This is a genomic window from Cytobacillus sp. Bva_UNVM-123 (assembly GCF_046351715.2).
Taxonomy (GTDB): Bacteria; Bacillota; Bacilli; order Bacillales; family Cytobacillaceae; genus Cytobacillus.
This window is the reverse complement of the sequence record NZ_CM177772.1, coordinates 773,862-789,381: the sequence shown is the minus strand read 5'-3', so window position 1 is coordinate 789,381 and position 15,520 is coordinate 773,862. Positions and strand designations below refer to the sequence as shown.

Genomic DNA, 15,520 nt, shown 5'->3' with positions numbered 1-15,520 from the left:
ATATTTAGGAATGAATTGAAATAGAGTTTGAAACAACTCCATCCTGCATACTGTACTCTCGGTCACATAAATGCTCCATAAACTTTAGATCATGAAATATTCCAAGCATGGTTGTTCCTTCTTTCATAAGCTGTTCAATTAACATTTTTACTTTTCTTTTTGAGTCTTCATCTAAACTAGCAGTCGGTTCATCGAGGAGGAGAAGGCGGGGTTTTTTTACCATTGCTCTAGCAATATTTAGCCTAAGCTTTTCCCCACCTGAAAATGTTGCAGGATAACTATCCCAAAGCTCTTGATCCAGTTCAAAATGCTTGAGTATTTTTTCCGTTTCCTGAAAAGCTTGCTCCTCAGCTGTTCCCATTTCTAATAGAGATTGCTTCACTAGCTCTCTCGCAGTCGTTCTTGGCATTACACTTAAAAACTGCGACACATAGCCAATCTCATGTTTACGCAAATAGATCATTTTCCTTGCTGAAGCCGTTGTAAGAGAAATCGGGCCAAATTTTTTCGAATGGTATAAAATACTGCCTTCTTGAATTTTGTACGTACCATAAATGCTTTTTAAAATCGTTGATTTTCCACTGCCACTCTTTCCAGTTATCCCGACGAACTCCCCTTGCTTGATTGCAAGATTAATATCCGTTACCGCTTGAATTTTTTTACCAAGATTGTGAAGGGTAAAGGTTTTGGATAAATGTTTTATCTCCAATAAATGCTCCACATGCTCACCCACTTCCACTCGTAAGAATCAAATTCGATAATTTGTCTTTTGAATTAGTTTGCCATCAACAAAAACTCCTGTAATAACTGGAAAACCGTCTGCTAGTTTTTCAATAATGAGTAAATCCGCTTTCTTTCCTTCTCGAATGGAGCCAATCTCCTGCTCCATCTTGACAGCCTTCGCTGGATTTAACGTGACAAGCTTAATCATTTCCGTTAGTTTCTGTCCTTGCTTTTCAGTTAAACTGAAGATTGCATGAAGCATAGCTGCTGGATAATAGTCACTGCAAAGAATATCAATCACGCCATTTCGAATCGCTTCCTCTGCACTTAAATTTCCACTATGTGACCCGCCAAGGAGAACATTTGGAGCTCCAGCAATCGTATACATCCCCATCTCCTTCGCTTTTTTGGCAATCTCAAGCGTAATTGGAAATTCACTAATCGTCGTGCCGATGCTCTTTACTAGCTCAAGTTTTTCCATTGAATCATCATCATGTGAGGCAACCGCAATTCCATTGCGATTCGCCATTTGGGCTACTTCCCTCATATCATCAGCCGAAATTTTATCCTTTACCTGATGACGGTAAATAATCGCATCAATCGCTTCATCACTCATATTGTTATAGCTTTTCACTGTCTTACGATATATTTCGAGATGCCGATATTGGCCTTGTCCTGGAGAATGGTCCATAAATGAAACGAGGTGAACCTTTTTGTCAGAAATATATTCTTTCAAATTATCTAATCCATCTGTATTATCTATTTCAAAGCGGGCATGAAAACGGTGACGGATTAAATGCTTCTCATAATGCGTCGCTTCGATAATATCGATTAATCTTTTAACATTATTAGGTTCGCGAATAGGTTTATACGTGTATTCAGTCGTTTTATAAAGGGAAAGTGAGTGAAACATTGTCGTAATGCCATGTGTAATAAGCTCCTTCTCCGACTCTCGTATACTTAAGTGAAAATCCATTAAAGTAGTTGGTCTCGGGGCAGCCATATGTTCGATATAGTCAGAATGAATATCAATGAAGCCAGGTGAAACATAGCCTCCTAATGCATCGACGATTTCGATAGTAGGATTCGCATTCATTTCCCCTTTTCGCGCGATTCTATTAATCTTGTCATCTATGATTAAAAGATCAAATCCTTCTAAAACAGCTTCCTCTGTAATTAATCTTCCATTTGTAATTAAATACAAAAGCAATTCCTCCATTGTATTGGACTATTTAAATCGGCAAGCTTCTCATAAATACGCTTAAAGCATTGAATGTACAAGCTGCTGTGTATATTGATGCTGTGGATCCTCAAGTATTTGGTCTGTCAGCCCTTCTTCAATTACTCTCCCTTCAAGCATGACGAATGTTCGATCAGCTAACATACGGATGACGCTTAAATCATGTGATACGAGCACAATGCTAATTTGCCATTCTCTTTGCAATTGTTTAATCAAGTCTAGAACACTAGCTTGAACTGAAAGATCAAGACCTGTCGTCACTTCATCTAAAAGAAGAAGTGGGGGACGATTAGAAAGTGCCTTCGCAATTTGAACTCGTTGCTGCATACCACCAGAAAAGTTCTTCGGTGCTTCCTTACGTCTATGGGTTGGGATATTCACTTTCTCTAAAAGCTCCATTCCCCTTGCTTCCATTTGTGATACATGGCGGCTGCCAGCAGATATAAGCTTTTCTGCGATATTGCCAATTGAAGAGAAATCCATCTTTAAACCTAAAAAAGGATTTTGATACACTTTTCCCATTACATGATTGCGAATATATCTTTTTTCTTGCGCCGATTGTTGGAAAAGATTTCTTTGACCGTTTTCATATGTTGATATATAAGCTTCTCCATCTGTCACATCTTGATCAAAATATAAGCATTTCATGAGCGTAGACTTTCCACTCCCGCTTTCTCCAACAATTCCCACTACTTCACCTTGATAGACATCAAAGGAAATGTCTTGGCATGCATAAACCGTTCCACAAGCAGAACAGTAATTTTTCATTAAAAAACTTCTTTCCTTGCATTTTGAACAGCCTCCACCAAATTGCTTATTTACATGCTTAACAGTTAAAACTGGACCTTCAAATTTTGCCATTTACTCCACTCCTGCCAGTTCGTTCTCATTTAGCTTTTCAAGGCAATAGCTCGTATCATTGCAAAGATAATACGTTTCTCCCGTTTCCTCGTCGAGCAGTTCATCTAAATAAACATTCTCATTTCCACATTGCCTACAGCTTTTATGAACAAAGGATTCAACTTGAAATGGATAGTCATCAAAGGCAAGTGAAACAACTTTCGTATAGGGAGGAACCGCATATACCTTCTTTTCTCTGCCTGCTCCTAATAAGATTAATGCTGTACTATTATTTAATTTCGGATTATCGAATCGTGGGATCGGACTCGGAGCCATGACGTATCGATCATGAACGATAACAGGATGGTCAGCAGCGGTTGTCATCGTGCCATATCTCATAATTTGTTCAAATAGCATAAGCCATGCTCCACTATATTCCTTCTCTGCATGAAGCTTCTTCGTTTCATGCTCACTTCGTTCGTACATTCTAAGAGGTTCTGGTATAGGTACTTGCAGCACAACTATCTGTTCCTCTGTTAACGGAACTTCAGGAATTCGATGTCTAGATTGAATTAAGGTTGCTTCGCTCGTATGCTCAGTCGTTTTGACTCCAGTTGTATCTTTCACAAGCTTTTTAATGCTAACAGCATTAACTGATTCATCAGAACCTTGATCAATAACCTTTAACACATCTTCCTTTCCAATAAGTGAAAGAGTCAGCTGCAAGCCTCCCGTTCCCCATCCTCGTCCGATCGGCATCTCTCTTGAAGCAAAGGGCACTTGATAGCCAGGGATGGCAATTGCCTTCAAGGTTGCTCTTCTTATTTCCCGCTTTGATCCTTCATCGAAAAAGGCAAAATTATACGCTTCATTCAACTTCACTCACCTCATTCTTGTTCCGCATTAATTTCGTTTTTCTTACACTATCTAGCTTGGACTGAAAAGTAACATAATGAGGCATTTTCAAATGTGAAATAAAACCTGTCGATTCAACAGAGTCGATATGGTACAGGACAAATTCTTCATTATGACTCGGAAAATCATAGTCGGGATGCTCTAAGCTATAATCAAGGATACTCATCGAAATCGCCTTTGTTTCGTTTTGTCCAAAACTGATGCCATAGCCGATTTCAAAATCAAGCTCTTTATCGCCGTATTCTTTTTCGACTGCAGCCGGAATAAGCATCTCGATTTCCGTCACTTTTACTTCGCCAATATAATAGTCATCCTCTTTTTCGCCAACCTCAAACGGATGACTAATATGAATGGGCAAATGTCCAACACGAAGCTCCCCTACTGTTGGATGTACAGAGCCGTACCCACGAATGGAGGCATAGGCGAGAGATGTAACAGCTCCTGTCTGCCCTCTCGTTAAAATTTGCAGTCTCTCACTTCTGCTCGAAGGGAATTCCAAACTTTTTCTTGTCACATCGTCAGGCTCTCCATCATTATTTTCACATGGGGAAATTAAGCTCTCCGCTCTTAAATAATCAAGTACTTTCGGAAATTTCACTTGTTCCAAATTTAATTCTGTTGAGTGTAAACGAATGTCTTCATGAAACTTCTCAAGCCATTGCAGAGCCTCCTGTTCACTTTCCTTTATAAGAGCATGATCGAGGAGCCGATGTGTGTAGTCAGTCGTAGCACCTAGAAGCTGACCACCTGGAATATCTTTAAAGCTTGCCGAAATTCTTCTCTCTACTATCATTTCATTTGATTCAATCACATTTGAGTAATGCTTTCTTGGCAATGTAGAGCGATAAGCTCTTAAGAGAAATACTGCTTCTTCTGGGTTCCCCTCTGCTTGTTTAATAGCTAATGCTGCCAGTCTTTCATCATACAGACTGCTTTCTGACATTACTTGATCAATAAGGCCACGCAAGCCTGCTTCAATTTTTTCAATTTCCAGTACAGAGCCTTTTCGGAGCCTTTCAAACTTCAAGCGCTTTAGAGATTCTTCAATTGCCATTGTTCCACCTTTAACAGCTACATAGCCCATTCATCCTTCACCTGCTTCCTAATTTGGGTTGTGCGTGGCAAGCATAGAAGCTTATGTTGACGATCTATAAAAAGGAGATCAATCCCGAGAGGATATTGCGCATTTTTCCGTTCACGAATCGCTACCCAATCTTCAGAAGAACTTACAGAAATTTGGTTCCTTTCCTGAATACCAGGTCCTTTAAGATAAAGCATTTCTTCATTTGTAATCATTTCTACCTCGGCAATAACCGTTGCAGATTCATGAGGGTTTCGCAATGATCCCACTTTTGCTTGTTGTATGGCCTTTTCCAATGATCCGGTTGGGGCATCTCCCATTACGAAGATATAATCCGCTTCCTCAACAGCAGCTGCCTTTGCATAAGTAAATTGATTCATTTGTCGTTTAATTATTTCTTCCTGTGCTGAGTAAACATTGAAGGTGACCTCTTGATCAAGCAATGTAAAGGCTAGCAGAACAATACTTTTTGGGCATTCTCGTAAAACCTCAACCTTTTCTGCATACTTTTCCAAGTTTGAAAGAGTACCCGGTCTTGCAGTCGAACTCACAATATCCCTGTATACAGATTGAAGATCATGAACAATATCAAGCTTCAAGCTATTCCCCTACCTTTGCTTAAAATTTGCCGCACTGTCTTTGGCGTAAATGCTGGATGAAGTTACACATCCATTGTTTCGAAACTTACCTTTGTTCGCATGATTTCTTGATTTCGCTTCCGTCTTTGCTTGAATAGCTCCGCTTCCTTTTCTTCAAGGATTGAGGTCCATGCTTTCGTTTCCATCAAGCCTGCACCATATGCCGCATCAATGATCGCAAGATGAAAAGAAAGCTCAGGCTTATCTCCTTTTATAATGCCGATTCCGATGGAATTATAGATTTGCACTTTACATTCAGTAACGAAAACCTCTCCAAGATAAAACAACGACTTCTTTGCAGTCTCACGCATCTTTAACATGACGAGACCACTTTCTGGCTTTTGAATAAGTGTAATTGAGTAGCTTCCTTGAATTTCCTGTGCGAATGCTTCTGCAACTTCAAAAGGGCTATTGATTAAAATTTCCGTCCTTCGCTTTCGATTCATCTATAGACCTCCGCTTTGTTTTTGTCATCTTCAATTTATCTTGTTGCCAACTTTATGAATGTTAAATAACTGTAAAAAGCATTGATTATTTGTAAAGTCATTTTTTACGATAAAAGTTAAATCACATACATAAAACGATCACTTCGATAAAGAATTCGCGAATACTCTAAAATCGTGCCAGTTCTTTTATCCATACAGCCCGCTTCAATTTGCAAAAGAGGAATTAAACTTGAACAATTTAATAATTCCCTTTCATATTCACTCGGAAAAAGAACACTTAAATGACTTTCTGTTGAGGCAAATGATTCATACCCTTTATTTTTATAAAATTCAAATATGGAGGTAATGGAATGACCTTCTGTTTCAATATGAGGAAAATTTGATTGAGATACATAAGATGTATGAAAGGCAATTGGACAATCATCTAATATTCTTAATCGACCAATTTTAAAAACGGGTTCATTTTCACTTGCTTGCAAAGCTTGGAAAATTCTTTGATCATAATGAATTTGTTTACAAAATATATTTTTCGTTACGAGCCTAAAATTGAGCTCTTTCATTTTCTCCGTAAAACTTACATTACCTGTTAGAATGAGCGGAATCTGTTGCTTCCTAGCTTGAACATAGCTTCCTTTTCCTTGCTTTGCATAGACAAGTCCACGCTCTTGAAGTTGTTCATATGCCTTTCTTACGACTATTCTTGGGATTTTATATTGGTCTGCCAGTTCATTCTCTGATGGGAGTCTTTCGTTAGGTTTATATACACCCTCATTAATTGTTAAAGTAAGTACATCTACTAACATAGCTTTTTCATCCATTTATATCTCGCAGTCCTTTCTAATAAAATGAATCTGTTAGAGCGGGGTGTTGATTTGTGTTTCAGGCACCGCTTTCCGCGGGCGTCCATTTATGCTCGATAAAATTAGCCCTAATCATCTGACTAGGACTTTTCACTTTATACTATTAATTTCAGCAGCTTTTCTTTTCTCGCTTTCAACGCATTTAAACATTCAATACCAGGGCTTTTGCTTCCAAGTAAGACTGCATGCTCCCCATATGTCCCATGAAAATCAGAACCACCTGTCATAATCAAACGATATTGTTTCGCAGATTGTATCGCCGTAAGCTCATCATCCTTTGTATGTAATGGATGCCAAACTTCTATCCCTTGAAGCCCTAATTCAACTAATTCTGGAACGATTTCGAAATTTCCATATTGTCCTGGGTGGGCAAGCACAGGCACACCGCCAGCATTAATGATTGCTTTCACTGCTAAATGAGCATCTATATATTCAATCGGAATAAGGGCAAGTCCTGGCTGTTCACCATTTCCCCCACGATTGAATAGTTTTTTATATAGCTCTCCGTAAATAGATTCTGTATAGCCTGCTTCCATTAGAGCAAGCATTATATGCTGCTTAAATACGCCAGTACTCCCTTCAGCGATAGCTAGACAGCGGTCCCAAGTGATTCTGTATCCTGCTTCGATTAGACGATAGACCATTTCTCTCGATGCAGAATGACGCTTTTGGGCAAATGGGTCGCATAGATGATGAAGTGCTTTATGATCAGGCTCAATAAAATAGCCTAATATATGAACTTTGCGATTTCTTTTAAAGTCGTAGCCGGAAATTTCGATGCTTGGAATAATCTCAATTCCACTTGCTTTCCCTATTTCCATCATTTCCTTTAAATCCTTTGTCGTATCATGATTTGTGATCGCAATATGTGTGACCCTTTGCTCCATTGCCAATTCCAAAATTTCCATAAACGTTGAAGAACCGTCTGATATTCTTGTATGACAATGCAACTCTATCTTCATATTCGCACCACCTTCATATTCATTTAGTCTCATCGTAACTTGTTACCATGTTATGAAGATTAATCTAATGTAAAAAGCATGTAAAAATTAATTATGAAGAAAAAAAGATTTTTCGTTTAAATTTGTAGTTAATTTTTTTATAATGAACATGGCATGATACTATAAAGTGAAGCTTCCATCAGTGGCTTGTCTACCCAATGATACTTAGTTGAAGCAATCACACGCTCAAAACACCACACGTGGTTCTCGCATGTTTTGGACTTCCTGTCCATCGGCGGGCGTTTGCGGCTGCTCATTCTTCACTTAGAGATCTTCTTAAGTGGGGGGATACTGCCCGTTAACCTGCGATAAGAGACAACTCATTCCAGCGAAAGGAGTGTGAGATCATTGATTCATAACATGACAGAAAATCAAATCTCTCTTCACATCATTAAAACATTAAAGGAAAATAAGAAAAAAGAATTTGAAACGATTCTTGATGAATTGCATCCCTATGATATTGCACAAATATATGAGGACCTACCAGAGAAGCATAAAGCACGTTTTTTGCTTTTTATGAACATAGACATTCTTGCGGATCTCATTCAAGAGCTTAGCAAAGATGCTCAGCTTGACGTATTAAATAAACTAGGAATTGAAAAAACCGGGCAAGTTCTTGATTTAATGGACAATGATGACTTAGCCGTTCTTCTTGATGATTTATCACCGAATAAAATTGCTTCCCTTCTTTCTGGAATGAAGAAAAGCGAGTCACAAATCGTCCAGCATATTATGAATTATCCACCAGAGACAGCTGGGCGGTTAATGACAAATAGATTTGTTTGGATTAGGGATTACTATACGGTTACAGACGCTGTTGATAAACTGAAATCGTTTGCTGAATTTGCCGAAACGATTAATTACCTATATGTAATTGATCAAGATCGGAAGCTGGTAGGAGTCGTCTCATACCGTGACCTTCTCATTGCAGATCCTGATGAAGTCATAAGAACGATTATGTATGAACGGGTAATTTCCGTCACCGTAGATACGGATCAGGAGGAAGTTGCTAGAATTGTTGAAAGATATGACTTTCTCGCCATTCCCGTTGTAAACGAAGAGAATGTGTTAATGGGAATTGCAACTGTTGACGATATCATCGATGTTGTCATTCAGGAAGCAAATGAAGATATCGAAAAACTCTCAGCTTCGGGTAAATCAATAGATTTTGAAACGAAAGCATTTGTCGCTGCCTATAGAAGGCTCCCTTGGCTTATTTTGCTTTTATTTATTGGTATTTTGTCAGGCAGTATTATTAGTGGATATGAGGATACATTACAAAAGGTTGTTGCACTGGCCTTTTTCATGCCGATGATTTCAGGCATGACTGGAAACACTGGAACTCAATCACTCGCAGTCGTTGTTAGAGGGCTAGCATCAAATGATATTGATAAAAAAGTTGTTATTCAACTCATTTTGCGGGAATTTGGCGTTAGTTTAATTATTGGCTTAATTTGCGGAATTATTATTGCATTAATTGCATTTTTCTGGCAAGGCAATGCAGTTCTAGGGGCTGTTGTAGGCTCTTCCCTTTTCTTTACGCTAATCATCGGAACATTGGCTGGGACGATTATTCCACTTATTTTGTACCATTTCAAAATTGATCCTGCTGTTGCATCAGGACCACTTATTACGACATTAAATGATATTTTCTCTCTTGTAACGTATTTCGGAATTGCCACTATGTTTATCAATTATTTAATGTAGAGCATGGAGCGTTTATCGTTCCGTGCTTTTTGCTTTTTAATGACGAATTTTTATCGAAACCATCCAGCATTCTAGTACGTCTAATAATGTGTAGGAATGCAGTTGAAAGGGTATTTTTTCTTTGTTACGATTATTATGCGTGATTACATGTCTCGTACGTTAGAGCTAGAAACTCAACTAACTCAGAAATTCACACTTTTTTAACGATAGAAAGAGAATAGAAATAGAAACAGGTGCATGTTGTATGAAAAAGCCTATTAGGGGAACGGACAGATTCGATTGGACACTAGCTCTTCTTTTATTTATATTTTTCGTTATTAGTTGTGTTGCCATCTATAGTGGTCAGGCGTCTGGACAATATACTGGCAATTTTGTGCTAAGCCAAATAAAAAATTACGCGGTTGGCATTTTTATTATTGCTGTCGTAATGTATTTTGATGGTGAGCAAGTAAAAAAGCTTTCTTGGGTTTTGTATGGACTTGGAATATTACTATTAATCGGCTTATTTGTTGCACCCGAAAGTCTCGTTCCTGAAAAAAAGGGAGCAAGGCTATGGTATCTTATTCCTTATATTGGGCAATTTCAACCATCTGAATTTGTGAAGGTTTTTCTAATCATTGCTTTAAGTAAAGTCATTATAAGCCACCATGAAAAGTTTATTGAAAAAACATTGAAAACAGATTTCTTTTTATTAATCAAATTAGGATTGGTAACCGCCCTTCCTTTAGGACTCATTATCGTCAGAGATTTAGGTACTGCACTCGTTATCATTGCCATTTTAGCAGGAATTATTTTAGCATCAGGAATCTCTTGGAAGATTATCGTGCCTATATACGGTTTAGGCGGTACATTCGCGGGGATTATTCTTTATCTCGTTATTCGCGCACCAGAAATACTCGTAAAATATTTGAAAGTCGATACGTATCAATTTTTCCGGATTTATTCTTGGCTTGATCCGATCGGCCACAAGCAAGGTGCAGGTCTACAGCTATATAAATCATTACAAGCCATTGGTTCAGGATTGATTACGGGTAAGGGATTTAGCGGCAGACAAGTCTATATTCCTGACAGCCATACAGATTTTATTTTTAGTGTTATCGGGGAAGAGTATGGCTTTATCGGCGGAAGTATTGTGATTAGTTTATTCTTCCTCCTCATTTACCATTTAACGAAAACAGCACTTGATACGAAAGATCCCTTTAATACATATATTTGTGTAGGGATTATTAGTATGATCACATTCCACGTATTCCAAAATATCGGGATGACGATTCAAGTATTGCCGATAACAGGCATTCCACTGCCTTTTATAAGCTATGGGGGAAGCTCTTTAATGGGGAATATGATGGCCATGGGATTAATATTTGGAATGAAATATCATCATAAAAATTACATGTTTGCTTCAGATTCGAAATATGTGGCAAAACAAGGGAGTTAATAAGTAATTATATAGTAAAGGGGCATCTCTATAATCAAACTGATTTAGAGATAGCCCCTTCTTCTTATCACTCAGGCTCCACTTTCTTGTCCTTATAGCTTCGAACTCGCAAAATTGATTTTATGAGAAAATACAAAATAAAGACGCCTAATAAGACAAGCCCTGCTATGCTTAAATGAACAAGCTTCAGGATGACACTTATTAATGTGGCAATATAAATGCCGCTTAAAAGGAGGCTTATCTCCCTATTTTCATAATACCTAGTGAGTTTTGCTCCAAAGGAAGAACCAATTAAACCACCTGCAACGAGCAGTAAACTGATTTTATAATTAATCGTTACCGTAAAAGCATATGATAAAAAGGCTACTGGGACGATAAGGAAAATCGTAAACAAACTCGTTCCAATCGCTTTCTTCGGTTCAAATCCTAAAAGAGCAACTGAGAGCGGTACAATAATAAAACCTCCGCCAACCCCTAATGTTGTCGAGACAAAACCGGCAAAAGCCCCAATAAAAATCATTTTAATTAACGATGGAGAAGTACTGCTGCTATCTGTCGTATCTGTCTTCTTTCCCTGTTTAAACATCGTCAAGGCAAAATACGAAAGTAAAATAATATAAAAAACAGGAATGACTATATCGTCTAAACCTTTGTTTTCAAGATAGAGCACGAATGGACGAGCTAGCTGTGTAGCTGCAATTCCACTTATGCCAAGAATAATTCCGTTTTTCCAAAGGATATTCTTATAGCGTATATGAGTCGTAATACCAGAAAATGATGTCCCGAGTGTAAACAATAGGCTTGTCGTTACTGCTTCAATTGGCGAAAACCCAAACAGCATGAGCAAGGGTGTTAAAATAAAGCCCCCACCAACACCGAAGAAACCAGATAATACACTAATACAAGCACCTAATAAAAAAAATAAAATTAATAACATAGAAAGACTCCTAACTTTTATGGCCTTCCTCCATTGTAAATTATTTTTCCCTCTAATGCTTACTCATTTATTTTTTTGCAAGACTTTTGTCAAATTTATTAAGTTAACTCCGAATTTTCCAAGTAACTTTCTTTCTGCATGACGATCGAGATGATTAATGCTATACTTCTTTTGTATTATTAAGTGAAGTGTGTAAAGGAGAACATACAATAATGTCTGAATTAATTCACTCAATTGAAGAATGGCTCATGGAATATGGATTAATTGGATTGTTTTTTGTGTCCTTTGCTGATTCTTCTTTTTTTCCGATTCCTCCGGATGTTTTATTAATACCAATGAGCATAGCAAATCCCGATAGTGCCCTCTGGTATGCATTTTTAACGACAGTCGCATCTGTTCTCGGGGCAATATTCGGTTGGTTTATCGGAAAAAAATTAGGAAGACCTGTTTTAAGATTAATTATTTCAGAAGAAAAAATCCAAAAGGTTGAACATTATTTTAATAAATATGGCCCTCTGGCTATTTTAATATCTGCTTTTACACCAATCCCGTACAAAGTGTTTACAATCTTTGCAGGTATATCCAAGATTTCACTTCGTGTTCTTGTCATCTGGTCGATTATCGGAAGAGGTGCACGTTTCTTTTTAGAAGCAATTATCATCATGGCTCTCGGAGCACAAGCAAAGCCATTTATAGAGGAGAACTTTACCTTATTAACATTTATCGGCAGTGCTCTCGTGATTATTATTTATATACTCTACATAATTATCCGTAAAAAGAAAAAGAATAAATAATACTGTGACATCCTATAACCCGGTTCATATCAGCTGGGTTGATTTTATATTTAATATTAAATAGTAATTATTATAATTTAGTATTGATTTTAATTTTAGTTTTGGTATAATAAAGATAGAAGTTATTTATAAGGAGGAATTAGAAATGGAAAAATTACATGCAGCATTAAACGTACAAGTCGCTAACTGGAGTGTTCTTTACACAAAGCTTCATAATTATCACTGGTTTGTTAAAGGGCCATTTTTCTTTACTCTTCATGAAAAATTCGAGGAGCTTTATAATGAAGCCGCAGATGTCGTTGATGAGGTTGCAGAAAAATTATTAGCTAACGGTGGAACTCCTATTGCAACAATGAAAGAATTTTTGAATGTTGCAACAATCGAAGAAGAAAATGGCAAATTGAATGCAAATGATATGGTTTCAAGCCTTCTGGCTGACTATAAAAAGCTTCAAGCTGAGCTTAAAGCTTTAGCAGAGCTTGCTGACGACGAAGATAATGATAGTATTAACGACCTTGCTGTTGGTTTAGTAGCTAAGCTTGATCTTCATATTTGGATGCTTACTTCTTACTTAGGAGAATAATACAACTCCCAAAAAAAGTCAGTGTTTAATATCACATAGTAGAGCCAGCATCATGAGAAAAATGTATCATAACAAAAAAGCCTGTACGGTATCGGTAATAGATTGTTTATCTAACCGTATACCTTACAGGCTTTTCATCTTGCTTCTCATTACATATTCACGTTCGTATTACCATAAGCGAAATCCTTTAGAACCTGGCGGAAGGTTTTGCACAATATCTATAAATGGGATTGTATAGGCAAATAAGATTAGTGCAAATGATAAGCCAATCCAAAGCTTCCAGTTTTCAAATACTTTCGGGGTTGGTTCGGCTTCATCAGCCGCTTTGCCGACAGGAAATTCTTCCTCCCCTCTTGGTGCAAAAAACACAAGATTTACAAACACAATTAACATTAGGATCGCTCCGATAAAGAGGATTGAACCTCCAACAGCTTGAGCTAATTGATAGGCTCCCCATGATTGAGTATCTGCATTTCCCATATACGTTGAATAACTCGATCTCCTTGGTGCTCCCAGCAATCCTTGCCAGTGCATTGAACCTGACATAAAAAGCATTCCTATTGACCAAGTAATCGTTTGAGCAATCCCGAGATTATTTATTTTCTTCGTTAATTTTCGTCCAGTAATCGAAGGAACTAACCAATATGTAATCCCAAAAAAGGTCAGCATAACAGCAGCCCCAATCGATAAATGAAAATGCCCTGTCACCCAAATCGTATTGTGTACAACTTGATTCATTTGGTGTGAGGCATTAATAATTCCCCCCGTTCCAGCAAAAGCAAACCAAAACATTCCGACAAATGGAGCAAGAAAACGAACATCTTTCCAAGGCATTTTTTTTAACCAGCCAAAAAGGGTTGTTGCCCCTAATTCACGTCCTCTTCTCTCAAACGTTGCAAAAAGACTAAAGGCTGTAATGAACGATGGAATAACAACGAGAAAAGTTAAAATAACCTGTAAAAACTTCCAAGCCGGATCAATACCTGGCTCAGTCAGCTGATGGTGAAATCCGACTGGAATCGAAAACAATAATAAAAGAATAAAGGCAAAACGCGCCAGTGAGTCAGAGAAAATTTTGCCGCCAATAATTTGTGGGATCATCGCATACCAGCACATATAAGCAGGCAAAAGCCAAAAATAAACGAGTGGATGGCCAAAATACCAAAACAGTGTACGGCTAATTAATACGTCAATGCGTTCTGTATATCCTAAAGACCAAGGGATAAATTGAATAACAACGGAAGCCGCAACACCTAAAGTGGCTATGTGCCATAACAGCATAGTAATCACACTCATGAAGCTTAATAGCGGAGATACTTCTCCCCGATGATCTTTTCTCCATCTAGCATGTCGATGATAAACAACGAATCCGCTCATCCAGCTACCAACAATAACGAGTGCAAGGCCAATATAATATCCAGGATGTGCTTGTAGTGGTGCATAAAACGTATAAAGGACGGTTGCTTCATTTAAGAGAATGAGAATTGCACTTAAGACAGTCCCGATCGTCATAATTATATAGCCAATCCATAACCACTTTCGCTCCCCATTGCTATATTCTCCTGCTGTTTTGCTTTGGGTTGCAATGATAAAGCCGATAATAAAATATGTCGTTAAAATAAGTGCCAGCACAACCCCATGTAAAGTGAGCAATTGATAATAGCCAATGCCTGCAGGCAATGTTAATTTCCCTGAACGCACTAGCGTCTGCAATAGACCTGCTGTCGCTCCGATAAATAAGGCGATAAAGGCAACATATAAATGGGCCATTGCGACCTTTGAATCTCCTTGATGAATACTGCCGAATCCTTTTGTCTTCATCCTGTCACCTCAATGGTTGCAGCCATTAAATGATGGCCAACCCCACAATATTCATTACATAATAACGTATACGTGCCTGGTTTCCTAAAGGTATTTGTATAAGTACTAATATAGCCTGGCTCAAGCATCATATTAACATTCGTACCAGCTAGCCCAAAGCCATGGACAACGTCTTTCGTTGTCACATAAAAATGAACAGTTGAGCCTTTTGGAACTTGAACGATTTTATTATCAGTACCGACATCATAATTAAACGCTGAAGCCACGACTGTTAATCTATATTCATTCTCTCCAATTTTTTTTAGTCCAGGCTGATTAAATGGCGCCGTTTGTTCTACTTTTTCCGGATCAATCGTTAATAGACAGCTAGGCGGTTGATTTCCTAAGTAAAAGGCACTCACACCGATGACAATTAAAAAAAATAGTAAGGTTGCTGTTCCAAAGGTAAGCCAGATTTTTTCAAACTTATGTATTTTCAATTATGATCCCTCTCTTC

Annotated in this window: 16 protein-coding genes; 4 read left to right on the top strand and 12 right to left on the bottom strand. The window is 37.9% G+C overall.

All coding sequences use genetic code 11. The features are described from left to right. Positions 1-4 precede the first annotated feature (4 nt). The 9 genes from phnL to KDN24_RS03800 all read right to left on the bottom strand — a co-directional run bounded on the left by phnL (position 5) and on the right by KDN24_RS03800 (position 7,705). Entirely contained in the window at positions 5-721 is a 717-nt protein-coding gene (gene phnL / locus KDN24_RS03840; RefSeq protein WP_409975374.1) for a phosphonate C-P lyase system protein PhnL, read from the bottom strand. 27 nt (positions 722-748) lie between these two features. After that, positions 749-1,927 carry a phosphonate metabolism protein PhnM gene (gene phnM / locus KDN24_RS03835; RefSeq protein ID WP_409975373.1) on the bottom strand — a complete coding sequence of 393 codons (1,179 nt, stop codon included), beginning with the start codon at positions 1,925-1,927 and terminating at the stop codon, positions 749-751. Positions 1,928-1,984: 57 nt separating this feature from the next. Beyond that, positions 1,985-2,824, bottom strand: coding sequence for an ATP-binding cassette domain-containing protein (locus KDN24_RS03830; protein ID WP_409975372.1), 840 nt, complete (start codon positions 2,822-2,824; stop codon positions 1,985-1,987). Continuing rightward, on the bottom strand, positions 2,825-3,679 hold the full coding sequence (locus tag KDN24_RS03825; protein ID WP_409975371.1) for an alpha-D-ribose 1-methylphosphonate 5-phosphate C-P-lyase PhnJ: 855 nt from the start codon (positions 3,677-3,679) through the stop codon (positions 2,825-2,827). Further along, a complete protein-coding gene (locus tag KDN24_RS03820; RefSeq protein WP_409975370.1) occupies positions 3,672-4,802 on the bottom strand; it encodes a carbon-phosphorus lyase complex subunit PhnI in 1,131 nt (376 codons plus the stop codon). Before KDN24_RS03820 ends, KDN24_RS03825 begins: the two co-directional genes overlap by 8 nt. After that, on the bottom strand, positions 4,790-5,398 hold the full coding sequence (gene phnH, locus KDN24_RS03815; protein ID WP_409975369.1) for a phosphonate C-P lyase system protein PhnH: 609 nt from the start codon (positions 5,396-5,398) through the stop codon (positions 4,790-4,792). The genes KDN24_RS03820 and phnH overlap by 13 nt, the downstream gene beginning before the upstream one ends. 62 nt (positions 5,399-5,460) lie before the next feature. Further along, entirely contained in the window at positions 5,461-5,883 is a 423-nt protein-coding gene (gene phnG / locus KDN24_RS03810; RefSeq protein WP_409975368.1) for a phosphonate C-P lyase system protein PhnG, read from the bottom strand. 116 nt (positions 5,884-5,999) lie between these two features. After that, positions 6,000-6,701, bottom strand: coding sequence for a GntR family transcriptional regulator (locus KDN24_RS03805; RefSeq protein ID WP_491348312.1), 702 nt, complete (start codon positions 6,699-6,701; stop codon positions 6,000-6,002). A 137-nt stretch (positions 6,702-6,838) separates the two neighbouring features. After that, the gene (locus KDN24_RS03800) at positions 6,839-7,705 is read right to left on the bottom strand and encodes a PHP domain-containing protein (RefSeq protein WP_409975366.1); all 867 of its coding nucleotides are present in this window, start codon (positions 7,703-7,705) and stop codon (positions 6,839-6,841) included. Positions 7,706-8,092: 387 nt separating this feature from the next. On the opposite strand from KDN24_RS03800, the gene mgtE reads away from it, so the two are divergent. Then, positions 8,093-9,451 carry a magnesium transporter gene (gene mgtE / locus KDN24_RS03795; RefSeq protein ID WP_409975365.1) on the top strand — a complete coding sequence of 453 codons (1,359 nt, stop codon included), beginning with the start codon at positions 8,093-8,095 and terminating at the stop codon, positions 9,449-9,451. A 244-nt stretch (positions 9,452-9,695) separates the two neighbouring features. Beyond that, positions 9,696-10,889: an FtsW/RodA/SpoVE family cell cycle protein gene (locus tag KDN24_RS03790; RefSeq protein WP_409975364.1), complete on the top strand. Its 1,194-nt coding sequence runs from the start codon at positions 9,696-9,698 to the stop codon at positions 10,887-10,889. Positions 10,890-10,956: 67 nt separating this feature from the next. On the opposite strand, the gene KDN24_RS03785 is transcribed toward KDN24_RS03790, so the two are convergent. Continuing rightward, positions 10,957-11,826, bottom strand: coding sequence for a sulfite exporter TauE/SafE family protein (locus tag KDN24_RS03785; RefSeq protein ID WP_409975363.1), 870 nt, complete (start codon positions 11,824-11,826; stop codon positions 10,957-10,959). A 212-nt stretch (positions 11,827-12,038) separates the two neighbouring features. On the opposite strand from KDN24_RS03785, the gene KDN24_RS03780 reads away from it, so the two are divergent. Together KDN24_RS03780 and KDN24_RS03775 are read left to right on the top strand one after the other, a co-directional pair. Next, positions 12,039-12,620: a YqaA family protein gene (locus KDN24_RS03780; protein ID WP_409975362.1), complete on the top strand. Its 582-nt coding sequence runs from the start codon at positions 12,039-12,041 to the stop codon at positions 12,618-12,620. Between the two features lie 145 nt (positions 12,621-12,765). Continuing rightward, positions 12,766-13,203, top strand: coding sequence for a Dps family protein (locus KDN24_RS03775; protein ID WP_409975361.1), 438 nt, complete (start codon positions 12,766-12,768; stop codon positions 13,201-13,203). 168 nt (positions 13,204-13,371) lie between these two features. On the opposite strand, the gene KDN24_RS03770 is transcribed toward KDN24_RS03775, so the two are convergent. Together KDN24_RS03770 and KDN24_RS03765 are read right to left on the bottom strand one after the other, a co-directional pair. Next, the gene (locus KDN24_RS03770; protein ID WP_409975360.1) at positions 13,372-15,024 is read right to left on the bottom strand and encodes a b(o/a)3-type cytochrome-c oxidase subunit 1; all 1,653 of its coding nucleotides are present in this window, start codon (positions 15,022-15,024) and stop codon (positions 13,372-13,374) included. Then, positions 15,021-15,503 carry a cytochrome c oxidase subunit II gene (locus tag KDN24_RS03765; RefSeq protein ID WP_409975359.1) on the bottom strand — a complete coding sequence of 161 codons (483 nt, stop codon included), beginning with the start codon at positions 15,501-15,503 and terminating at the stop codon, positions 15,021-15,023. Before KDN24_RS03765 ends, KDN24_RS03770 begins: the two co-directional genes overlap by 4 nt. Between the last annotated feature and the right edge of the window lie 17 nt (positions 15,504-15,520).

Coding starts and splice junctions, on each gene's coding strand:
- KDN24_RS03820 (WP_409975370.1), bottom strand. CDS start 4,802: ATGGGCTATGTAGCTGTTAAAGGTGGAACAATGGCAATTGAAGAATCT.
- KDN24_RS03830 (WP_409975372.1), bottom strand. CDS start 2,824: ATGGCAAAATTTGAAGGTCCAGTTTTAACTGTTAAGCATGTAAATAAG.
- phnG (WP_409975368.1), bottom strand. CDS start 5,883: ATGAATCGAAAGCGAAGGACGGAAATTTTAATCAATAGCCCTTTTGAA.
- KDN24_RS03780 (WP_409975362.1), top strand. CDS start 12,039: ATGTCTGAATTAATTCACTCAATTGAAGAATGGCTCATGGAATATGGA.
- KDN24_RS03805 (WP_491348312.1), bottom strand. CDS start 6,701: ATGGATGAAAAAGCTATGTTAGTAGATGTACTTACTTTAACAATTAAT.
- KDN24_RS03770 (WP_409975360.1), bottom strand. CDS start 15,024: ATGAAGACAAAAGGATTCGGCAGTATTCATCAAGGAGATTCAAAGGTC.
- KDN24_RS03785 (WP_409975363.1), bottom strand. CDS start 11,826: ATGTTATTAATTTTATTTTTTTTATTAGGTGCTTGTATTAGTGTATTA.
- KDN24_RS03800 (WP_409975366.1), bottom strand. CDS start 7,705: ATGAAGATAGAGTTGCATTGTCATACAAGAATATCAGACGGTTCTTCA.
- KDN24_RS03775 (WP_409975361.1), top strand. CDS start 12,766: ATGGAAAAATTACATGCAGCATTAAACGTACAAGTCGCTAACTGGAGT.
- KDN24_RS03790 (WP_409975364.1), top strand. CDS start 9,696: ATGAAAAAGCCTATTAGGGGAACGGACAGATTCGATTGGACACTAGCT.